Raw genomic sequence first — 23528 nt, 5'->3', positions numbered from 1 at the left:
ATTGACTAAATAGCTAAAGAAACTAAATAAATCACCTTAGCTCACCTATCTTAAAATCTTGAAACCCCTCAGGTTCCTGTTGAATAAAGAGGATTGCGAGGCCGATATGGAGATCACCTTCGTGGTGGATAGACAGCAATTGTTGGACTCGATTTCCCTTGCCCCTTCCTGTGGCGACGACCCTGACTACAACGTCGCCTTCCGTACGGCTGACTGACGCCCAATACGAGCCACAGGAAGCCGTTCATGGCAATCACGCAAAACAATCGCTTGGTGCAGGTTGACAGTCCTCTCGGCGACGATGTGCTGTTGCTGCAAAGCATGGAAGGCAGCGAAGAGTTGGGGCGGCTGTTCCACTACGAGTTAGACCTCACCTCCGAAGACCGGGCGATCACGTTCGACCGGTTGCTGGGCAAGCCGATGGGCCTGACCCTGGAGCTGTACGACGGCGGCAAACGCTACTTTCACGGCATTGTCTGCAGTTGCCGGCAATTGACCGGCCACGGCCAGTTCGCCGGTTACCGGATCAGCTTGCGTCCCTGGTTCTGGCTGCTCACGCGCACCTCGGATTGTCGGATTTTCCAGAACAAGACGGTGCCGGACATCATCAAGCAGGTGTTTCGCGACCTCGGTTTCTCCGATTTCGAAGACGGCCTCAGCGGCAGTTACCGCGAGTGGGAATATTGCGTGCAGTACCGCGAAACCAGCTTCGACTTCGTCAGTCGGCTGATGGAGCAGGAAGGCATCTATTACTACTTTCGCCATGAGAAATCGCGGCATGTCCTGGTATTGGCCGATGCCTATGGCGCTCACACCACCGCGGCGGACTATGAATCAGTGCCCTTTTATCCGCCCGATCGACAAATGCGCGAGCGTGATCATTTCTACGACTGGCAACTGGCCCGGGAAGTACAACCCGGTTCGCTGGCGCTGAACGACTACGACTTCCTACGCCCTCGCGCCAGCCTTGAGGTGCGCTCCAGCGTGCCGCGCAACCACAGCAACGGCGACCATCCGCTCTATGACTATCCCGGTGAGTACGTACAGAGCAACGATGGCGAGCACTACGCGCGCACCCGCATCGAGGCTATTCACAGCCAGTTCGAGCGTGTGCAGTTGCGCGGTCGCGCTCGCGGGCTGGGTTGCGGCCATGTGTTCACGCTGACGGGCTATGACCGCGCGGACCAGAACCGCGAATACCTCGTGGTGGTCGCCCGTTATCAGATCCGTCAGGAAGCCTATGAAAGCGGACAGTCGGATATCGCCGAACAGTTCGTCAGCGAACTGGACTGCATGGATGCCAACCAGGCCTTCCGCCCTCTCCCCCTCACGCCCATGCCGATTGTCCGCGGGCCGCAGACTGCCGTGGTGGTCGGCCCCAGTGGCGAGGAGATCTGGACCGACCAGTATGGCCGGGTCAAGGTGCATTTCCATTGGGATCGCCATGACCAATCCAACGAAAACAGCTCCTGCTGGATTCGCGTGTCCCAGGCCTGGGCCGGGAAGAATTGGGGCTCGGTGCAGCTCCCGCGGATCGGTCAGGAAGTCATCGTCAGCTTCCTGGAGGGCGATCCGGATCGTCCGATCATCACCGGCCGCGTCTACAACGCCGAACAGACCGTGCCCTATGCGCTGCCGGCCAACGCCACCCAGAGCGGGGTGAAAAGCCGTTCGAGCAAGGGCGGCTCACCGGCCAACTTCAATGAAATCCGCATGGAGGACAAGAAAGGCGCCGAGCAACTGTTTATCCACGCCGAGAAGAACCAGGACATCGAGGTCGAGAACGACGAAACCCACTGGGTCGGTCATGACCGCAGCAAGACCATCGACAACGACGAAACCGTGCACGTCAAACACGACCGCACCGAAACCGTCGATAACAACGAAACCATCACCATCGGTGTGGACCGCAAGGAAAAGGTCGGCAACAACGAAACCATCTCCATTGGCGTGAACCGCACCGAGGATGTTGGCAGCAACGAGAAAATCACTATTGGCGCCAATCGCACCGAGAGTGTGGGCAGTAACGAGACCATCACAATCGGTGCCGACCGCACGGAAAAAGTCGGTGCGAACGAAAAAATCAGCATCGCCAGCAACCGCACCGAGGACGTGGGTGGCAACGAGACCATCGGCATCAGCGGCAACCGCAACGAAACGGTCCAGGGCAACGAAGGGATCGAGATCAACGGCAACCAGAGTACCCAGATCGGCCAGAACGAGTCCCGCGATGTCGCCCAGAACCGCAGCACGAGCATCAAGCAGAACGACAGCCTGGATGTGGGCAAGCACTTCTCCCTCAACGCTGGTGACTCCATCAGCCTGACCACAGGCGCGGCCAGCATCACCATGAAGAAGGACGGCACCATCGTGATCAGCGGCAAGAACATCACCATCGACGGATCCGGCGCCATCAACATCAAGGCCAACAAAAACGTGGTCGTCAAAGGCCAGAAAATCCTGCAGAACTAGCCACGGAGTGGGCGCCATGACCGTTGAATATCATTTCCCCGTTTCCTCTACCGCCACGCCCGCGCGCGTGGATGGCGTCGTGATTGGGGTGCTGCTGGATGTGCCCGGGGCAGATGCCCCGGTGGTGGCCTTCCCTGGCTGCCCCGGCGAAACGGGCCTCGCCGCGCGCACCACCACCCCGCTCGCCCGTGAAGACATCGGCGCCCAGGTCGCACTGATGTTCGAGGCCGGCGATTTGACCCGGCCGCTGGTGATCGGTCGCATCCAGCGCCTGCCGCAAACCGCCACGCCAGCCGTCGCCCACCTGGACGGCGAGCGCTTGGAGTTCACCGCAGAGCGGGAAATCGTCCTGCGCTGCGGTAAGGCGAGCATTACCCTCACGCGTGAGGGCAAGGTGCTGATCCGTGGGACCTATCTTTCGAACCGGTCATCCGGCGTGAACCGCATCAAGGGCGGTTCGGTGCAGATCAACTAGACAGGTAGTCGACTCATGGAGCTGCTCAACGCCAGCAAACTGTTTGCGGCCTACACCCAGGGCCTGGAGCCCGATGGTCGCGAATCCCTGGTGATCGTGGCCAAAGGCACGTTTGATTTACCGCTGGACGGCCGTGCGGCAACCCTCGCCGACACCCAGCAACCGCTGCTGATGGCCGACACCTTCCTCGGCGAGCCGGGCCTCAGCGCCCCGCTGCAGGAAATGGACTTCGCCCCGGTCAAGCCATTCTGCGATGTGCTGGTACGCGGCAAGGCCTATGCCCCAGGCGGGCGGCCCGTGACGCAACTGGCCGCGGGCATTCGCGTCGGGCAGATGAGCAAAGCCTTTTCCGTCCTCGGCCCCCGACAATGGCTACCGGGGCTAATGGGGGTATCTCCCGGTTTACCGCAACCCTTTACCCAGCAGGACATCTCCTATGCCCAGGCCTACGGAGGCTCCCATCCCATGGCCAAGAATCCGGATATGCGTCATTGCTACCCGGACAATCCAAGCGGTTGCGGTTGGTTCCCAGGCAGCATCGACAGTGCTGAAGTCGCTTACAAGCCAATGCCGAATACGGAAGAACTGGGCAAGCCGATCGACAGCCCCTCCGGCGATTTCCGCCCCATGGCCCTCGGCCCCATCGGTCGTAGCTGGCCACAACGCGCCCGTTTCGCCGGTACCTACGACGAGGTCTGGCTGGCCGACTGCTTTCCGTTTCTCCCGCAAGATTTCGACCGTCGCTACTTCCAGGCAGCCCCTGACGATCAGCAGATTCCTTACCTGCGTGGCGGCGAGGACGTGCTACTGCTCAACCTCACGCCCCAAGAGCGCGCGGGCTTTCGCATCCCTGAAATGGAGGTGCCGGTGACGTTCTTCTTGAAAAAAGGTGGCCATGAGACTGTGCAGGCGGTAATCGACACCCTGCTGATCGACACAGACGCGCGCCAGGTACAACTGACCTGGCGTGTTTCCCGTCCCCTGCGGCGCAACCTGTTCGAGATCGCCCAGGTGCTGGTTGGCACAATGTCCACGGGTTGGTGGCGCGCCCGTGAACTGGGCAAGGATTACTACCCGTCGCTCTCCTCCCTGGTAAAAGCCAGGCGCGCCCCCGAGGAGATGGACGGATGACCGCACTTTGCATCATCGGCTCCGGCATGGTCAGCGCTGTCGGCCTCAGTGCACCCGCGAGCTGCGCGGCGATCCGCTGTGCCATCGACAATTTCCAGGAAACCCGCTTCATCGACCAGGGTGGCGAATGGCTGATGGCCGCCAGCGTACCTCTGGAGCAGCCCTGGCGCGGCCGCTCCAAGCTGATCAAGATGGCCGCCCGCGCCATCGCCGAGGCGTTACAGAGCACCCCTGGGGTTGACCCGGAAAAGACCCCGTTGCTGCTGGGGTTGGCGGAGGTCGAGCGCCCCGGCCGCCTCGCCGGTCTCGACAAGGGGTTGCTGCAGGCTATCGAAGCCGAACTGGGCCTGCGTTTTCATCCGGACTCTTACATCATCGCCCGTGGTCGGGTCAGCGCCGCCGTGGCCCTGCTGAACGCGCGCACGCTGATCTACCAGAGCGGCCATCGCCACGTACTGATTGCCGGCGTCGACTCCTTCCTGTGCGGCCCCACCCTGGCGGCCTTCGAAGAACGCGAGCGCCTGCTCACCAGCCAGAACTCCAACGGCTTTATCCCCGGTGAAGGCGCCGCCGCCGTGGTGCTGGCGGCCCCCGTCGCCCGTGAAGAGCCGCAACTGGCCTGCATCGGCCTGGGGTTCGGCATGGAGAAGGCCACGGTGGAGGCCGAAGACATTCCCCTGCGCGCCGAAGGCCTGACTCAAGCTGTACGCGCAGCCCTGAGCGAAGCCGGCTGTGGGTTGGAGCAGATGGATTATCGGCTCACCGACATCTCCGGCGAGCAGTACTACTTCAAGGAAGCCTCCCTGGCCCTCAGCCGAACCCTGCGCGTGCGCAAGGAGTTCTTCCATCTCTGGCACCCGGCCGACTGCATTGGCGAAGTCGGCGCCGCCATCGGCCCGGCCATGCTCGCCGTGGCCCTGGCTGCCAGTCGCAAGGGCTATGGCGAAGGACCGAATATCTTCTGCCACCTCGGCAACGACGCTGGCGAACGCGCCGTCGCATTGCTCAGTTACCAGATTGTGAGGGTTGCGTAATGGCGAATGAGGTCTACGCCAACAATATGGAGGTTTCCTGCAAGGCGGCCGACGGCAAGTCGATTGCCTGCTTTCCGGACGTCTGCTTTACCCCGCCCCAGGCCCCACCCACCCCGCTCGGTGTGCCCATCCCCTACCCCAACACCGGCATGGCCAAGGACACCACCAGGGGCACGCGAACGGTGAAGATCAGTGGCAAGGAGGCCATGCTCAAGGACAAGAGCTATTTCAAGACAAGTTATGGCGATGAGGCCGGAAACGCTCCAAAAAAGGGGATCATCACCGGCAAGATCAAAGGGAAAGTCTATTTCACAGCCTGGTCGATGAATGTGAAGTTTGAAGCTGAAAACGTCGTGAGAAATATGGACCTGACCACCCATAACCACGGATCGACAAGCAACACCGGCCCTTGGCCTTATCAAGATGCAATTGCGATGGATACCGCTGGTCATCCTTGCCAACCAATGGCAAACGATATTAAGACCCAATGCTCTGGTGCCAATGACAAAAGCGACAAGTGTTGTAGCAGCCGAAAATGCCTGCTTATGCCGAAGACCCCGAACCGTTGTTGCGACGGCGCAGATGGCAAACCGATGACAGGCCACCACCTGCTTCCATCCAATGAGTTCGTCGCACATGCCAACCGAGGCTCCGCCGACGCAACGACGAACTATAAATCGGACAAGGCCCCCTGCCTCTGTGTGGAGGGCCATAGCCATTCAAAACGTACCGAGCATGGGCAGGTAGGGTGCAATTACACCGTCGAAAGAAATGCTTGGCTCGCTAATCCTGCCAACCGAGGCAAGGCCTATACCCTGGCCGTCGGTTGCGAGATAGGCGCGAAGTCGGCGGTTGGCAAAGTCAATGCTCCACCCGGAGCCAAAGGATGTGACAAGGAGTGCCTGCAAAAGCAGTTGGACAATGGTCACCAGAAGATGGAATTGACGGTGAAACCCAACGATCCGCTGCCCAGGGCGAAACAGCCACCAGCCGCCATAGTATTGGACGATTAACAAGCACGGGATCTAATGAAGATGAACGGAATATCAGATGCGGAGTTTATTGAAAGGGCCTTTATTCAAGAAGGTGTTAGTCCGGTCGCGGGTATCATCATCGCTGCCTGTACCATTGGCGACGACTATGACAATCCAAAGAACAGGATTGGCGTTAGAAAGCAGGATGTCTGGCTTGAGTTCGGATTGTCTGCAGAGGCTATTCTCTCGGTTGATGCCGCGACTGACGGCTCCGCTTACGTCTTGGGTGAGAACGGTTCAGTCGTGCGTTTCGACTGGAAATCGCCAACAACAAGAGAGGCGCTCAAAGCCTCGCGAAAGCCCTTCGCGAACGCTGCCGTCGGTAACATCGGACCACTGCGTAGAATTCGTATCCTAGGTGATGATGTGATCTGCGCAGGATCTGTCGGCCAGGTCTATCGCTTGCTCGGCGATAGGTTCGAAACGCTACCGAAGTTAAGCGTTGGCAATCAGGATGTGACCATTGAGGATATCGCCGGAAGCAGTCGCAGCGATATGGTCGCTGTAACCTCCGATGGTTACGCTGCGCATTTCGACGGCACAAGCTGGGCCGTTCTTGATCTACCAAGCAACGCAAGTCTTACCAGTATCTGTCGGCTGGACAACGGTCACTATGCCATTGCTGGCAAGAATGGAACCGTACTGATCGGCGTTGCAGATCAATGGTCCATTGTTCAGCCGATTGACACGAGAAGAAGCTACTGGGGGGTGGCGGCCTATAACGATCAAATATATGCAGCCCATTTGGCCGGTGTGGACAAAGTCGCCGGACAGACTCTGATAGTCCTGGACATAGAAGAAGCAGACCTCCAATTCACAGTGCTTCGAAGCAGCACCGAAGGGGTGTGGTCCTTCGCGGAGAGAACGATTGGGTTGATCCGCGATGATCAATGGCAAACGATAATGAAGTGACGCGTGCCAAGGGCAGGCCAAGTCATTCGAAGGTTCCTGTAGAAGAACCGCTGGAGGCGGAATATTCAACATGCTGGTAACTTCCATTGTTCTGGACCAACACGCCGAAGAAGCCAGCTTCCTCGCCGTCCTGCGCGACTATGCCCTGCGCGCCCCGCACTATGACATCGAGCACCTCGACAAACTCGATAATCGCCTCGACGCCCACCTCGACGGCTTGCGAATCGCAGCCCCTGGCGGCCTGGAGACGCTGCTGGCCCAGCTCGGCCCACACGCCATCGGAGAGATGTTCGCCTGCGTGGTACTGGCCTTCGAGGCGGCCAATGCAAAAGTGTTGTCGCGGCTCAGCGAGCATTTGCGCAGTGCCTTGGAAACCGAACGCGGCTACCTGATGGCTTTGGGGTGGCTCGACTGGGAACGGATCGCGCCCTGGATAGAACGCATGCTCGCCTCCCCCGAGCCCCTGTTCCGCCGCCTCGGCCTCGCTGCCTGCGGCATGCATCGCCACGACCCAGGCCCCGCCCTGCTGGCCGGACTTTCCGATGCCGACCCCAGCGTGCTGGCCCGTGCCGCGCGCACGGCTGGCGAACTGCGCCGGCGTGACCTGCTGCCGGCGATTCGTGCCCACCGCCAGCATGAAGACGCCGCCACGCGCTTCTGGGCCAACTGGGCCACCACCCAAATGGGCGATCAGCAGGCCTTGGAGCCTCTGCGCTCATTCGCTGAGCAACCGGGCGAATTTCAATACCGCGCGCTCTGTGTGCTGCTGGCCTGGCAGGAACGCGAGCCCAGCATCGCCTGGATACGCCAGTGGGTACAGGATCCCCGGGATCGGCGCATAGGCATCGAGGCCCTTGGGCTGCTGGGCGATCCGGTCTGCGTGCCCTGGTTGATCCAACAGATGAGCGACCTGCCCTTTGCCCGGGTCGCCGGCGAAGCCTTCAGCCTGATCACTGGCGCTGACCTGGCGTTGCTTGATCTGGAACTGCAGGCTATGCCGGATTTCGATGCGGGCCCGAACGACAACCCTGAAGATCCCAATGTCGCGATGGACCCCGATGAGAACCTGCCCTGGCCCGACCCGCAGGCAATCGAAAAATGGTGGCAAGCCAACGGCGGACAATTCCAGGTGGGTACGCGTTATATGCTGGGTTTGGCCCATAGCGAACACAGTTTTCAGCAAGCCCTTGTCCACGGTCAGCAACGCCAGCGCATCGCCGCCGCCTGCGGCCTCGCTCGCTATCGGCCAAACGAAGTGCTGTTTCCCACTAGCGCGCCGGCCTGGCGGCAAAAGAGGTGGTTGGCAGCGGTCAACGCCGCATCGAACACCAGCGGCACGAAGCCATCGAGGTAATCCTGTACCGGCGGGCGTTTGTGATCCCGATCGGCTGCGATTCCCGGGTGTGAGGCCTGAGGCGCGGCAGGGTAACAACGATTTTTGGTGAAGCAGCACACAAAATGTAGGAGATGTACAAAATAATTATCCTACGTTTCGGTCGCTAAAACAGCGATCTTCCAGGGAATGCGCGCGTCTTCCGGGCCTTTGAGCCCGTGGGCTTTGAGCCTTTAGCGCTGGCCGCATCGGACATCACATCTCTCTCCGTCTACCGATTTTCAACGGTTGACCGCCCAGTCATAGCGTCCTAGCCTAAGCGCGCGGCAAAAACCGGAGCAGTCATAGGACGTCGCATCAACGAACAGTCCTTCCTGACGCTCCTCTGGCAAGGAAATGTGCCGCGAGCGACTGCCGGCTCCAGTCTCATGGAACCAGCTTGCACCAGCCCTCACATTACATGGACGTGTCATGATCGAACCGCGATGCTTTTCGTTAAGCTCCACGCAGCAATCCGTCTGGCTCGACCAGTTGTTATCGCCCGATATTCCCTCCTACAACATCGGCGTCACAGTGCAGGTCCACGGTGCGGTGGACCTTACGGTATTTACCGCTGCGGTGCGGGTGGTAATCGCTCAACACGATGCGTTGCGGCTGATCTTCAGCGAAAGCGACGGGCACGCGCAGCAGCGGGTAGCCACCGACCTGAAGGCGCCTTTCGCCTACCATGACTGGCGCGGCGAGCCCGAGGCACGCGCCAAGGCCCTGGCCACTATCACGCAACTGAATCGCACGCCGTTCGCACTTTATGAGCAACCGTTGTGGGGCATGGAATGGTTCCAGTTGTCCGACACCGAGGCCCTGTGGAACAGCCGGTATCACCACCTGATTTGTGATGGCACTTCGGTGGGCCTGGTCGGCCAGGCCGTTAGTGCGGCCTACAATCAGTTGCTGCGTGGTGAACAACCGGTGCTGGACCCCGAACTGGCCGAAGGCTACCGAACCTTTGCGGCCAGGGACCAGGATTACCTGCGCTCGTCGCGCTACGACAAGGCCCGTGAATACTGGCTGGAGCAGTTCGCGGCGCTGCCGGAACCGTTGTTCCAGGCCGCCCGGTCGCCGAGCGTACAGCACCAGCCACAGCCCAATGCAACCGCTCATGTTGTCAGCGCCCAGGCGAACTGGTCACTGGGGGCACGGCGCCTGAATGCTCTGAGCCAGTTGGCAAAAGCTCAGGGCGCTACGCTGAGCCATTGTCTGAGCGCCTTACTGGCCGCTTACTTCAGCCGGATGACCGATCAACGGGAGAGCCTGGTCATCGGTCTGCCGGTGCATAACCGCGCCAATGCCTTGCAAAAACGTACCGTGGGCATGTTTTCTTCGGTGTTGCCATTGGCGGTCGCGGTCGATCCTCTAGCCAACTTTATCCAGACCGTGCAACAGGTCGCCGGCCAGACCCTGCGCAGCTATCGGCACCAACGCTATCCATTGCAAGCCTTGCATCGCGAACTACGCGCGCGGGCCGGCCATCCCGGCCACCTGTTTGAACTGATGCTGTCGGTCGAACAGTACCCCGGCGACGTCAACCTGGGGGCGGCGCGTTGCTCGTTGCGCACCTGGCACAGCGGCTACGAGCGTTATCCGCTGGCCATCTACCTGCGGGACTACGAGGCCCAAACCGAACCGCTCCTGGAGTTCAACTACGACCCGCGGCTGTTCGACGCCGAGCAGATCGCCGCGCACCTGCGGCGGCTCGAACACTTGACCGAGCAGGTGCTCGCCGCCCCCACCCGGGCACTGGCCGATTGGCCGTTGCTCGATGACACCGAACGGCATCAGGTCATTGAAAAATTCAACGCGACCGCCCGTGACTACCCCGTCAATGAGCCACTGCATATGTTGTTCGAGGCGCAGGTGCAGCGTCGACCCGAGGCGACGGCGGTGTTGGATGGCGACCACTCGCTGAGCTATCGCCAGCTCGATCAGCGCGCCGAACGGTTGGCTCGCTACCTGGCGACAAGTGGCGTCGAAACCGGCAGCAAGGTCGCAGTGTGTATGGCTCGGGGCGCGTCGCTGATCGTGTCGATCCTGGCGATCTTGAAACGCGGCGCGGCCTATGTGCCCATCGATCGAGACGCCCCGGCCGCCCATCAAGCCCGAGTGTTGATGGATTGCGGCACGGCTTGGCTGCTCAGCGCAGGTGACAGCCCAGCGCCGAAGGATGGCGTCCAGGTCATCGATGTCGAGGCCTTGAACGAAGATTCGACCGCTGGCCCAAGTCGTCTACTGACGAATAGCGCAGGCGACGTCGCCTACGTCATGTACACCTCCGGCTCCACCGGCGCGCCCAAGGGTGTGCAAGTACCCCACCGTGCGATTACCCGGTTGGTACGCAACAATGGTTTCGCCGAGTTCAACGCCCAGGACCGGATTGCCCTGGCCGCCAACCCGGCGTTCGATGCCAGTACCCTGGAAATCTGGGGCGCATTGCTCAATGGCGGCTGCCTGGTGGTCTGTCCGCGCGACACCCTGCTCGACGCTGCGCGCTTCAATGAGCATCTGCTGCACCACGAAGTCAGCGTGCTGTGGCTCACCGCCGGGCTCTTTCATCAGTTCGCCGAACCCTTGGCCCCGGCGTTTCGCAACCTGCGCTACCTGATGGTCGGCGGCGATGTGCTCGACCCTCGGCGCATCGCCCAGGTGCTGCGCCATTCGCCGCCCCAACACCTGCTCAACGGCTACGGGCCGACCGAAAGCACCACCTTCGCCACCACCCACCGCATCACCCTCGAAGACGCCCTAAGCGGTGATATCCCTATCGGCAAACCCATCGGCAACACCCAGGTCTACGTGCTCGACGAACAACGTCGTCCGCTGCCCATTGGTGTCGCGGGTGAGCTGTACATTGGCGGTGACGGGTTGGCCCTGGGTTACTTGAACCAGCCGCAACTGAGCGAACAACGCTTCGTGCCCAACCCGTTCCAGCCGGGCTCGCGTCTGTATCGCACCGGCGACTTGGCTCGCTGGCGCGCCGACGGTGTGCTGATGTTCCTGGGACGTAACGACTTCCAGGTCAAGATCCGTGGCTTTCGCATCGAACTGGGCGAGATCGAAGCGCAGCTCAAGGCCTTGCCCGAGGTGAGCGAAGCCGTGGTCCTGGCCGATGCCCAGCAGCGTCTGCTGGCCTATCTCACCGCCACCACGGTCCAGGAACCGAGCGAATTGCGCACGCGCCTGGCCGCCGTGCTGCCGGACTACATGCTGCCAGCGGCCTTCGTCCAGGTGGACAGTTTTGCCCTGACCGCCAACGGCAAGCTGGACCGTCGTGCCCTGCCCGCCCCCGACGAAAATCATTTCGCCCAGCAACGCTACGAAGCGCCGCAAGGGCCAGTGGAAACCCGCCTGGCCGAGCTTTGGGCCCAGGTCCTTGGCGTGCCGCGCGTGGGGCGCCAGGACAACTTCTTTGCCCTCGGTGGGCACTCGCTGCTGGCGGTGCAACTGGTCGAACAATTGCGCGTACAGGGCTGGAACCTGGATGTCGGGACGTTGTTCAACGCCAGTAACTTGCTCAACCTGGCCCTGGCGCTGGAACACCCTGGCGAGCCAGTCGAGGCCGGCGAACCGGTAACAGCGTCCATCCCGCCGCACTGTGTCCGCATCACTCCAGAAAATGTGCCGCTGGTGAACCTGCCCCAAGCGCAGATCGATCGCATCGTCGCCAGCGTCGACGGCGGCATCGCCAACGTGCAGGACATCTATCCCCTGGCGCCGTTGCAGGAAGGCCTGCTGTTCCAACACTTGCTGCAGCCCACGGACGATGCTTACCTGCTGCGAGCCACCCTCGCCTTCGACAGCCGCGAGCGCCTGCAAGGGTTCATCGCAGCGTTCGACCAAGTGATTGCCCGCCATGACATCCTGCGCAGCGCGGTGCTCTGGGAGGGCCTGGACGAGCCGGTGCAAGTGGTCTGGCGCACTGCCCGTCTGCCCGTGGTCCACCTCGCCGATGGGGAAACCTTTGCCGAGCGGGCGCTGGACATTCGTCGCGCGCCGTTGGCGCAGGCGTTCACCCGCTTCGACGCCCTCCGGCAACAGTGGCAACTGCAATTGGTCCACCACCACCTGGCCATCGACCATGCCACCCTGGGCCTGCTGTTTGCCGAAGTCCGCGCCTTGATGCTCGATCCCGATCATCGGCTGCCGCCTAGCGTGCCATTTCGCCCGTTCGTGGCCCAGGCCCGCGAGCCTCGGCGTCAAGCAAGTGCCGAGGCGTATTTCCAGCGACTGCTTGGCGACGTTGACGAACCGACCATGCCCTATGGTCTGCACAATATCCAAGGCACGGGCCGTGACAATCGCGAGGCGCAGTGCCAGCTCGAACCGGCCTTGTCCCTGCGCTTGCGGCGCCTGGCCAAGACCCAAGGGGTGGGCGTCGCCAGCCTGTTCCACCTGGCCTGGGCGATGCTGGTCGGCAAGACCAGTGGCCGCGACGACGTAGTCTTTGGCACGGTGCTGTTCGGGCGGTTCACCGGGGGCCAGCAGGTCGACCGGGCCCTGGGCATGTTCATCAACACCCTGCCACTGCGCATCGACCTCGACACGCCGCTGCACACTGCGTTGCGTCAGATCCATACGCGGCTGATCGAATTGCTCGCCCATGAACACGCGCCCCTGGCCCTGGCACAACGTTGCAGCGCCTTGCCAGCCCAGGCGCCGCTGTTCACGGCCCTGCTGAACTTTCGCCACAGCCAGGCCCAGCACTCGGCACGCCCGGAGTTCGACCTGCCGGGCATCCAGGTGCTGGGCAGCGAGGAACGCAGCAACTACCCGTTCTGCCTGTCTGTCGATGACTTGGGCGATGGGTTTGCCCTGACCGCGCAAATCCAGCGTTCGGTCTGCGCCGAAGCGGTCCTGGCGCATATGGTCCAAGCCCTGTCGGTGGTTGCGCAGACCTTGGAAACGGCGCCGATGACCCTTGCCTGCACACTCGACAGCTTGCCCGCGAGGCAACGCGAACAGGTGCTGGAAGGGTTCAACGCGACCCATCAGCCGCACCCACGCGACACCCTGCTGCAACAACCTTTCGAACAGCAGGCCGCGTTGCGCCCCGACGCCGTGGCCGCATATGTTGCAACCGCAACCGCCGGTACCACGACGCTCACCTATGGCCAGCTCAACCGCCAGGCCAACCAACTGGCCCATGCCTTGCTGGCCTCCGGACTGCGCCCCGATGATCGGGTGGCGATCTGTCTGGAGCGCGGCCCGCACCTGCTGGTCGCCTTGCTGGCCATCTTGAAGGCCGGCGGCGCCTACGTGCCCCTGGACCCTACTTACCCGCCGGCACGCCTGCTGCACATGCTCGAAGACAGCGCGCCGCGCCTGGTCCTGAGCAGCCAGTCACTTCGAGGTCGGCTACCGAACACGACGAAGGCCGAGCGCTGGGAGCTGGACGACCCGGCGTTGCAAGCGCAGTTGTCCGCCTTGCCGATGGAAAATCCCGACGTCAACGGCCTGCACGCGGCGCACCTGGCCTATGTGATCTACACATCCGGCTCGACCGGACTGCCCAAGGGCGTGATGATCGAACACCGAAACGCCTGCAACCTGCTGCACTGGGCCCTGCGCAGCTTCGAGACGGATGAACTGCAACGCAGCCTGTTCGCCACCTCGATCAATTTCGACCTGGCGGTGTTCGAATGCTTTGTCCCCTTGGCCGCCGGCGCGGCCCTGCAACTGGTCGACAATGCCTTGGCCCTGGTTTCGCAGCCCAGCGCCGTATCTCTGATCAACAGCGTACCGTCGGCGGTCGAGGAGTTGCTCAGGATCGGCGCCATCCCCGGCGCGACCCGAGTCGTCAACCTGGCCGGCGAACCGCTCAAGGCGCGCCTGGTGGAACAGTTGTTCGCCCAAAGCGCCACGCGTCGGGTTTGCAACCTCTACGGACCGACGGAAACCACCACCTACTCGACCTGGCTGTCGATGCGTCGCGAAGAAGGCTACGTAGCCGGCATTGGCCGACCGCTGGACAACACCCGCGTGTACCTGCTCGATCGGCATCGCCAGCCGGTGCCGCTGGGGGTGGCCGGGGAAATCTACATAGGCGGCGCGGGCGTGGCGCGCGGCTACCTGAACCGGCCGGAGCTGAGCGCCGAGCGGTTTCTACCCGACCCTTTTGTCACCGCGCCCGACGCGCGCATGTACCGCACGGGTGATCTGGGGCGCTGGCGTGCCGATGGTCACTTGGAATACCTGGGGCGTAACGATTTCCTGGTCAAGGTACGCGGCTTTCGCATCGAACTGGGTGAGATCGAAACCCAATTGCTCGGCATGCCGGGCCTGCGCGAAGCGGTGGTATTGGCCCAACCCGGCCCTTCCGGCGACTCGCGCCTGGTCGCCTACCTGGTGCCCCATGACCCCGCCAGCCCTGCCCCGGATCTGGCCGAAGTCCGCGCTCATCTGGAAAGCCGTTTGCCGGACTACATGCTGCCCAGCGCATGTGTCGTCCTGACTCACCTGCCACTGACACCCAACGGCAAACTCGATCGCCAAGCTTTGCCAGCGCCTGCGGCAGCGTCCGCTGGCCACGCCAAACAGGCGCCACGCGGGGACACCGAACGGCGCCTGGCAGCGATCTGGACGCAGATACTCGGTGAACCGGACATCGGTCGCGAGGATGACTTCTTCAGCCTCGGCGGGCACTCGTTGTTGGCGGTACAACTGCTCGAACAACTGCGGCGCAACGGCTGGGACCTGGACATCCGCAGCATTTTCGAACGTCCGACCCTCGCCACCTTGGCCCAGCGCCTGGAGACACTCGGCACTGGCGCCGCGCCTGAAGCCAGTGTCACGCGCATTCCTACCCCTTGCTCACGGATCACCCCGCCGATGCTCGACCTGGTCGAGTTGCCCCAGGCCCAGATCGACCTGATCGCGGCCCGGGTCCCCGGCGGTGCCGCCAACATCCAGGATATCTATCCGCTGGGACCCTTGCAGGAAGGCATGCTCTATCACCATCGCGCGCAAAGCGCCGGGGATCGCTACGTGTTGCGCAGCCTGTTGGCGTTTACCGACGAGGCATACCTGCAAGGCTTCTGCGCCGCATTGGAGCAGGTCATCGCCCGGCATGACGCCTTGCGTACCCTGGTGCTCTGGGAAGACTTGGACGAACCCCTGCAAGTGGTCTTGCGCCAGGTGGCCTTCGTGCCTCGTCGTCTGTTGTTCAGCGGTGACGACGTCGCCGGGCAATTGCAGGCCAGCGCCGATCCCCGCCATTACCGGCTCGACTTGTGCCAGGCACCGCTGATCGAGGCGCGGGTGGCGTTCGATGCCGTCCATGAGCGCTGGTTGCTGTTGCTGCTGCATCATCACGTAGTGGTGGATCACACGTCGCTGGAGCTGATGATCGAGGAGATCGCCCTGATCGAAGGCGCCCGCCAGGCGGACTTGCCGCCACCCACCAGCACCCGTGGCTTGGTGGCCCAGGCGCGACAGGCGCACGTCGTGGCGGCTGCGCGGACATTTTTCAGCGAACAGTTGGGCGACCTGGAGGAACCCACCCTGCCCTTTGCCATCGACCTGGAAACCGATCCGCGCTGGCAGGCCCTGGAACACCGGCAAGCGCTGCCAGCCGAACTGGCGCGGCGCTTGCGTCAACAGGCCAGCGCCCACGGGGTGAGCGCGGCCAGTGTCTGTCACTTGGCCTGGGCGTTGGTCTTGAGTCACCTCAGCGGGCGCGATGACGTGGTCTTCGGCACGGTCCTGTTCGGGCGCCTGCAGGCCGGGGCCCACGCGGACCGGACCGTGGGGCTGTTCATCAACACCTTGCCGTTGCGCGTGCGCCTGGATGACGGTGTGCAGGTAGTGCTGGCCCGGGTGCAGCATGCGTTGAACGGTTTGCTGAGCCACGAGCAGACCCCGCTGGCCTTGGCCCAGCGTTGCAGCGCCATGCCGGCGGGCACCGCGCTGTTCAGCGCGTTGTTCAATTACCGCTACAGCCATGCCGAGCAGGCGAACCTGCGCCAGGCCATGCCGGGAATGAGCTTGTTGCACAGCGAAGAGCGCACCCACTATCCGTTCAACCTGGCGGTGGACGACCTGGGCGAAGGTTTCCAACTGACCGCCCAGACCCACCCCGGACACGCCCCGGCCCGGCTCGTCGGGTTCATGCAACAAGCCTTGGGGGCGTTGGTGGAAGCGCTGGAGCAAGCCGGCGATACCTCCGTGCTGCAATTGTGCGTGCTGCCTGACGAAGAAAAGGCGCAATTGGACCGCCTCAACCCACCGCTCGCCGCACAGGCCCCCGACGCGACCTTGCAACAACGCTTTGCCGAACAGGCCGCGCGCAGCCCGGACGCCCTGGCGGTCATCGACGAACACCAGGCCCTGAGCTTTCGTCAGCTCAACCAACAGGCCAATCGCTTGGCCCATCATCTGCTCGCGATGGGTATACAGCGCGGCCAGCGCATCGCGGTCTGCCTGGAACGCGAGGCCCATCTGGCGATCGCCCTGCTGGCCGTGTGGAAAGCCGGTTGCGCCTATGTACCGCTGGATCCGGACTACCCGGTGACACGCCTGGCTTACATGCTCAGCGACAGCACCCCGGCCGCCCTGCTTACCCAGGAACACCTGCGCGACCGGCTACCGTCTTTCGACGGCGGACCGTTGCTCAGTCTCGATGCACAATCGCAAGGGCTCGCGGCCTGGCAACAGGCCTGCGCAGACAACCCCGATGGCGCCGCGCTGGGTCAGCAACCCAGCGACCTGGCCTACCTGATCTACACCTCGGGTTCCACCGGACAGCCCAAAGGCGTCATGGTCGAACACCGCTCGGTGCTCAACCTCTGGGCCGGGTTGCGCCAACGCCTGGACGATCTGCCGCCCGGCACGCGCTGTTCACTCAACGCCTCGGTCGCCTTCGATGCCTCGGTGCAGCAGCTCTGCCAATGGCTGAGCGGCCACTGCCTGGTATTGGTCCCCAAACGCGTGCGTCTGGATGCCGGCGCCTTGCTCGGCTACCTGAGCGCCCAGCAGGTCACTGTATTCGATTGCACCCCAAGCCAGATGCAGGCCTTGCTCAAGCACCGACAAACGCTGGCAGCGGCCGCACCGTTGCCGCGGCGCATCCTGCTCGGCGGCGAAGCGGTGCCCAGCGAGTTGTGGACGCAGTTGGCCGGCGAGCACGAGGTACGGGTGTTGAATGTCTACGGCCCCACCGAATGCACGGTCGACACCACCAGCACCTGGCTCGATCACCATTCGCAGCCAAGCCTCGGCCAGCCGCTGCCCAATACCCAGGTGCAGGTGCTCGATGGCCATGGCCGACGCGCGCCGTTGGGGGTGGCAGGGGAAATTCATATTGGTGGCTATGGCGTGGCCCGTGGTTACTGGCAACGCGAGGACCTGACCCGCGAGCGCTTCATTGTCGACCCGTTTACCCGCCAGCCGGGCGCGCGGCTCTATCGCACCGGCGACCTCGGACGCTGGGAGCTGGACGGCAGCCTCAGCTACTTGGGGCGCACGGACTTTCAAGTGAAGATCCATGGGCACCGCATCGAGCTGGGTGAAATCGAAAGCCACCTACTGGCGTTGCCCGGCGTGCGCCAGGCCGTGGTGGTGGGTCGCGCCGACCGCCATGGCGTGACGCGCCTGGTCGCCTACCTTCAGGGCTCGGCCCTGCCAACCCCGAGCCAGGCACGCACCACCCTCGGTGAACGCTTGCCCGATTACATGCTGCCTAGCGCGTATGTGCGCCTGGACAGCCTGCCGCTGACCGCCAACGGCAAGCTCGACCGCAACGCCCTGCCTGAACCTGACGCCCAGGCCTACGTGCAAACGCACTATGAAGCCCCCCAAGGCGAGGTGGAGATCACCCTGGCGGCGCTCTGGTGCGAGCTGCTGAATGTCGAGCGGGTCGGTCGCCACGACAATTTCTTCGCCCTGGGCGGTCACTCGTTGATCGCCATGAGTCTGGTCGAACGCATGCGCCAACACCGCTTGCGGGTGGATATCAGCCAACTGTTCACCGCCCCGACCCTGGCAGGTCTGGCCGCGGCCACTACCCCTTTGAAGGAGATGCTCCTGTGACTGCGGATCAACTGCTGGCTCTGCTCAAACAACGTGGCGTGACCCTGTCATTGCGTGGCGATCAATTATCGGTGGTGGCCGACGACCAGGTCCTGGCCGACCAGGAACTGATCGCGCTGCTGCGCAGCCACAAACCGGCACTGATCGAAGCCTTGCGCCAACCTGTCGCACTACCGCCCCTCGAGAGCGGATTGCCCAAGGGAACCACGCACATTACCCCGGCGATGTTCGACCTCTGCCAGCTGGACGAGGCCCAGCTCGCCAGCATCGTCGCCGGCGTACCAGGCGGCGCCGCCAATATCCAGGACATCTACCCACTGGTGCCCTTGCAAGCGGGCATTCTGTTTCATCACCTGCTTCAACAGCGCGGCGACACCTATCTGCTCAACGTGCTGCTGGCCTTCGACGACGAGCCCTGTTTGCAGCGCTTCATGGACGCGCTCAATCAAGCCATCGCCCGCCATGACATCCTGCGCACCGCCTTGGCCTGGGAGGGCCTCGATGAACCGGTGCAGGTGGTCTGGCGCCAGGCGCCGCTGACGCTGGAGCTGATCAACCCCGCCCAGGCCGATGTCGAGGCTGCATTGCGCGCCCACACTGATCCACGGCAGCAGCGTCTGGACCTGCGCCAGGCGCCCTTGATGCGCGCGGTGGCCGCCGAGGACCCACGCGCCGGCCGCTGGCTGTTGCAACTGTTGCATCACCACGCGGTGATGGACCACACCTCGCTGGAACGGCTGGTTCGGGAGGTCGCGGCGATCCAGCAAGGTCGGCTGGCCGAACTGCAGCCACCACAGCCGTTCCGCGATTTTGTACTGCGCGCTCGCCAGGGGCTGAGCGAAGCGCAACATGCCGCGTTCTTCACCGAACTGCTGGGCGATATCGATGAACCCACCGCACCGTGCGGGCTGCTCGACGTACGCGGCGATGGCAGCCAGGTCCAGACCCTGGAGGCACCGCTGGCGATCGATCTGAGTCGCCGGATCCGTCTGCTCGCACGCAACCTGGGCGTCAGTAGCGCCAGTCTGTTGCACCTCGCCTGGGCCCTGGTCCTGGGCAAGACCAGCGGCCGCGACGACGTGGTGTTCGGCACGGTGATGTTCGGTCGTTTGCTCGGCGCCGGTGAAGCCGCGACCGCCATGGGGCTGTTCATCAATACCCTGCCATTGCGGGTGCGCCTGGCGGTGCCGGTGGAACAGGCGCTGCGCGACACCCACGCGCTGCTCAGTCGGTTGATTGCCCACGAGCACGCGCCCCTCGGCCTGGCCCAGCGTTGCAGTGCCTTGCCCAATGGCACGCCGCTGTTCTCGGCGTTGCTCAACTACCGGCACAGCGCTGCCACCGAGCACGCCCCAATGCTGGCCGGCATGCGCGTACTGGGGGGCGAGGAACGCACCAACTACCCATTCAACTTGTCGGTGGACGATCTGGGCGAAGGTTTTTCGCTGAGCCTGCAAATCGACGCCCAAGTTGGTGCCGAACCGGTGCTCGACTGGCTGAACACAGCGCTGCAGAACCTGCTGGAGGCCCTCGAACGGCATCCACAAACCCTGGCGTGCCAACTTTCGGTGTTGCCTGGTGCGCAACAGGAACGGCTGTTACGCACCTTCAACGCCACCACCCGCGCCCTTCCTGGCCCGGGCTTGCTGCACCTGGCACTGGAGCAACAGGCCGAGCGGCAACCACAAGCCATCGCCGCACGTTTCGAGGCCGCCGATGGCTCGAGTCCGCTGACCTATGGGCAGCTCAATGCCCAGGCCAACCAGTTGGCGCACCGTCTATTGCAGGCTGGGGTCGAGCCCGACAGCCGTGTCGCGATCTGTCTGGAACGCGGCCCGCACCTGCTGATCGCCCTGCTCGGGATTCTCAAGGCCGGCGCCGCCTATGTGCCGTTGGATCCGGCGTATCCCCGGGAACGTTTGCTGCACATGCTCGAAGACAGCGCGCCGCGGGCGCTGTTGACGCTTCGCGCCCTGCAATCCAGCGTTCCAGCGCCCAACGGTTGCGAGCTGCTGTGCCTGGACGACCCCCATACCCAGGCCAGCCTGGCCGAACTCCCCAGCGACAACCCCGATCCAGCTAGCCTGGGCCTGACCAGCGCGCACCTGGCCTACGTGATCTACACCTCGGGGTCCACGGGCACGCCCAAGGGCGTGATGATCGAGCACCGCAACGCCTGCAACTTGCTGAACTGGGCGCTGCACGCATTCGACGCGGTCAGCCTGCGGGACAGCCTGTTTGCCACTTCGATCAACTTCGACCTGGCGGTGTTCGAGTATTTCGTCCCTCTGGCCGCTGGCGCGACCTTGCACGTGGCCCGCAATGCCCTGGCCTTGCTCGACTGCCCGGTGCCGGTGACGTTGATCAACAGCGTGCCCTCGGCGCTTGACGCGCTGGTCGGTGCCCAGGCGATCCCGGCCTCGACGCGTGTGGTCAACCTGGCTGGCGAGCCCCTCAAGCAAAGCCTGGTCGAGCAAGTGTTCGCCCACAGCGCGGTGCAGCGCCTGTGCAACCTCTACGGTCCCTCGGAAACCACCACGTATTCGACCTGGGTGTCGATGAGCCGCGAGCAGGGTTTCGTGCCCGGTATCGGGCGACCGCTGGACAACACTCGGGTGTACATTCTCGATGCCCATCGGCAGTTGGTGCCGCTGGGCGTGGTCGGGGAGCTGTATATCGGCGGCGCCGGGGTCGCCCGTGGCTACCTGAATCGGCCAGCACTGAGCGCAGAGCGTTTTCTGGAGGACCCGTTCGCCACCCAGCCCGGCGCGAGGATGTACCGCACCGGAGACCTGGGCCGCTGGACCGCCGAGGGTCAGCTTCTCTACCTGGGGCGCAACGACTTCCAGGTCAAGGTGCGTGGCTATCGCATCGAGCTGGGGGAAATCGAAGCGGCCCTGGGCCGGGTGTCGGGCGTGCAGCACGCCGTGGTGATCGCTCGGGAAGATGTGGCCGGGGACCCACGCCTGGTGGCGTACTGGGTGGCCCAGCCAGGCGTGTCGGTGTCCGAGGTACAACTGCGCGACGTCCTGGCCGCCGGCCTGCCGGAGTACATGCAGCCCAGCGCTTACGTCGCCTTGTCGGCCTTGCCGCTGACGCCCAATGGCAAGCTCGATCGCAGCGCCCTGCCCGCGCCCGAGCATGGCGCGACCGGGGGGCACTTCGAACCGCCCCAAGGCCCGTTGGAAATCCAGTTGGCGGCCATTTGGAGCCGTTTGTTGGGGTTGCCACGGGTCGGTCGGGACGAGCATTTTTTCCAAGCCGGCGGCCATTCGCTGCTGGCAGTGCAGTTGATTTCCCAACTGCGTCAGCAACTGCGGATCGAGCTACCGCTGGCCTGCGTGTTCGACCAGCCAACCCTGCAGCGTCAGGCCCAGGCTATCGAAGCCTTGGCCGCGTCCGGACAATACGGTGCGGCGCCCATCCCGGCCGTTGCGCGGCCCGCACGGCTGCCGCTGTCGTTTGCCCAGCAGCGCTTGTGGTTTATCGCCCACCTGGATGCCCAGGCCAGCGCGGCCTACCACATGGCCGGTGGTCTGCATTTGCGCGGAGCGTTACACGAATCGGCATTGCGCGCGGCACTGTCGCGCATCGTTGAGCGGCATGAAGCCTTGCGCACCCGTTTCGTCTCCGAAGGTGGTGAGCCGGTCCAGGTTATCGACCCACCGCAGGCCTTCGTCATGCCCAACGAAGACCTGCGCGGCCAGCCACAGGCGATATTCCAGGCCCGCTGCGCCGCCGAAGCGCAGGCGCCGTTCGACCTGGCGCGCGGCCCGTTGATTCGTGCGCGCCTGTTGCGCCTGGCCGACCAGGAGCACGTCCTGCTGGTCACCTTGCACCATATCGTCGGCGATGCCTGGTCGCTGGGGGTACTCACCCGCGAACTGACCGAACTGTACCGGGCCTTTGTCCTGGACCAGGCCGACCCGCTGCCGCCGCTGGCCATCCAGTACGCCGACTACGCCCTATGGCAACGCTCACCGCGCCAGGCGCAACGAATCGCCGAACAACTGGCTTACTGGCGCACCCAGCTCGAAGACGCCCCGCCACTGTTGAACCTGACCTTGGACCGGCCACGTCCGGCGCGCCAGGATTTCACCGGCGTCAGCCTGGAAGTCAGCATCGACACGGGTCTGGTCCAGTCCATCAAACAGCTGAGCGAGCGGCACGGCAGCACCTTGTTCATGACCGTCCTGGCCGCCTGGTCGATCGTGCTGGCGCGGTTGTCTGGGCAGAATGACCTGGTGATCGGCTCGGTGCTGGCGAACCGGACCCGTGTCGAAGTCGAGCCGCTGATCGGCTTTTTCGTCAACACCCAAGCGTTGCGTGTACGACTCGACGAGGTCAACCAGGTTGCGCAATTGCTCGCCCAGGTGCGGCGCACCGCGCTGGATGCCCAGGCCCATCAGGAGGTCGCCTTCGAGCATCTGGTCGAGGCCTTGAATCCAAGCCGTTCGCTGGCCCACAGCCCGATCTTCCAGGTCATGTTCGCCTGGCAGAACGCTCCGCAACCGAGCCTGGCGCTGGGCGCCCTGGAATTGACGCCGCTGAGCACCGACGAAGACAGCGCCAAATTCGACCTGACCCTGAACCTGCACGAACGCGACGGCGTGATTGGCGGTCGGTTGACCTATGCCACGGCGCTGTTCGAGGCCAGCACCGTGCAGCGGCATTGGCAGGCCCTGTGCGCCACGTTGCAGGCCATGGTCGACGATGACCAGCAACCCCTCGATGGGCTGTCGATTCTCGGCGCAGCCGAGCGCGAACACGTGCTGCATGCCTTCAATGCCAGCGCCCTCGATTACCCGGCAGCCGAGTCGCTACACACGTTATTCGAGGCCCAGGTACAGCGCCGCCCCGAGGCGACGGCGGTGCAGGATGGCGACCACTCGCTAAGCTATCGTCAGCTCGACCATTACGCCGAACAACTGGCGAACTGGCTGGCCGAACACGGCGTGCGACCGGGTGATCGGGTGGCCCTGCGTCTGGACCGCGGCCCGCGTCTGGTCGCGACAATCCTGGCGATTCTGAAAAACGGCGCAGCCTATGTGCCCATC

At 63.4% G+C, this 23528-nt stretch carries 9 protein-coding genes (1 of these 9 running past the window's edge); all 9 read left to right on the top strand.

Annotation, left to right across the window (positions count from 1 at the left end):
- Nucleotides 1–246 precede the first annotated feature (246 nt).
- A complete protein-coding gene (locus tag AC30D9_RS01060; protein WP_134924369.1) occupies nt 247–2472 on the top strand; it encodes a type VI secretion system Vgr family protein in 2226 nt (741 codons plus the stop codon).
- A gap of 16 nt (nt 2473–2488) precedes the next feature.
- Nucleotides 2489–2947, top strand: a complete 459-nt coding sequence (locus AC30D9_RS01055) for a DUF6484 domain-containing protein (protein WP_109754103.1) — start codon at nt 2489–2491, stop codon at nt 2945–2947.
- Between the two features lie 15 nt (nt 2948–2962).
- Complete coding sequence (locus AC30D9_RS01050) at nt 2963–4078, top strand: DUF2169 family type VI secretion system accessory protein (protein WP_490143220.1); 1116 nt, start codon at nt 2963–2965, stop codon at nt 4076–4078.
- On the top strand, nt 4075–5112 hold the full coding sequence (locus tag AC30D9_RS01045) for a hypothetical protein (protein WP_490143219.1): 1038 nt from the start codon (nt 4075–4077) through the stop codon (nt 5110–5112). Before AC30D9_RS01050 ends, AC30D9_RS01045 begins: the two co-directional genes overlap by 4 nt.
- Nucleotides 5112–6125 (top strand): PAAR-like domain-containing protein, encoded by a 1014-nt coding sequence (locus tag AC30D9_RS01040; RefSeq protein ID WP_134924365.1) that lies wholly within the window; start codon nt 5112–5114, stop codon nt 6123–6125. The genes AC30D9_RS01045 and AC30D9_RS01040 overlap by 1 nt, the downstream gene beginning before the upstream one ends.
- A 21-nt stretch (nt 6126–6146) precedes the next feature.
- A complete protein-coding gene (locus AC30D9_RS01035; RefSeq protein WP_490143218.1) occupies nt 6147–7058 on the top strand; it encodes a hypothetical protein in 912 nt (303 codons plus the stop codon).
- 70 nt (nt 7059–7128) lie between these two features.
- Nucleotides 7129–8412: a TIGR02270 family protein gene (locus tag AC30D9_RS01030; protein WP_490143217.1), complete on the top strand. Its 1284-nt coding sequence runs from the start codon at nt 7129–7131 to the stop codon at nt 8410–8412.
- Between the two features lie 450 nt (nt 8413–8862).
- Nucleotides 8863–18471 carry a non-ribosomal peptide synthetase gene (locus AC30D9_RS01025; RefSeq protein WP_490143216.1) on the top strand — a complete coding sequence of 3203 codons (9609 nt, stop codon included), beginning with the start codon at nt 8863–8865 and terminating at the stop codon, nt 18469–18471.
- Nucleotides 18468–23528 carry the 5' portion of an amino acid adenylation domain-containing protein gene (locus AC30D9_RS01020; RefSeq protein WP_490143215.1) on the top strand. It continues 12744 nt past the right edge of the window, so 5061 of the gene's 17805 nt are visible here — the first part of the coding sequence; it begins with the start codon at nt 18468–18470; the stop codon falls past the right edge of the window. The genes AC30D9_RS01025 and AC30D9_RS01020 overlap by 4 nt, the downstream gene beginning before the upstream one ends.

Source organism: Pseudomonas sp. DF11 (assembly GCF_058148565.1).
Note: the sequence above shows the minus strand (reverse complement) of the source record. Positions and strands in the feature narration are given on the sequence as shown.

Excerpts from the sequence above, each read along its gene's own strand:
- AC30D9_RS01060 (WP_134924369.1), top strand. The coding sequence starts at position 247 with ATGGCAATCACGCAAAACAATCGCTTGGTGCAGGTTGACAGTCCTCTC.
- AC30D9_RS01055 (WP_109754103.1), top strand. The coding sequence starts at position 2,489 with ATGACCGTTGAATATCATTTCCCCGTTTCCTCTACCGCCACGCCCGCG.
- AC30D9_RS01050 (WP_490143220.1), top strand. The coding sequence starts at position 2,963 with ATGGAGCTGCTCAACGCCAGCAAACTGTTTGCGGCCTACACCCAGGGC.
- AC30D9_RS01045 (WP_490143219.1), top strand. The coding sequence starts at position 4,075 with ATGACCGCACTTTGCATCATCGGCTCCGGCATGGTCAGCGCTGTCGGC.
- AC30D9_RS01040 (WP_134924365.1), top strand. The coding sequence starts at position 5,112 with ATGGCGAATGAGGTCTACGCCAACAATATGGAGGTTTCCTGCAAGGCG.
- AC30D9_RS01035 (WP_490143218.1), top strand. The coding sequence starts at position 6,147 with ATGAACGGAATATCAGATGCGGAGTTTATTGAAAGGGCCTTTATTCAA.
- AC30D9_RS01030 (WP_490143217.1), top strand. The coding sequence starts at position 7,129 with ATGCTGGTAACTTCCATTGTTCTGGACCAACACGCCGAAGAAGCCAGC.
- AC30D9_RS01025 (WP_490143216.1), top strand. The coding sequence starts at position 8,863 with ATGATCGAACCGCGATGCTTTTCGTTAAGCTCCACGCAGCAATCCGTC.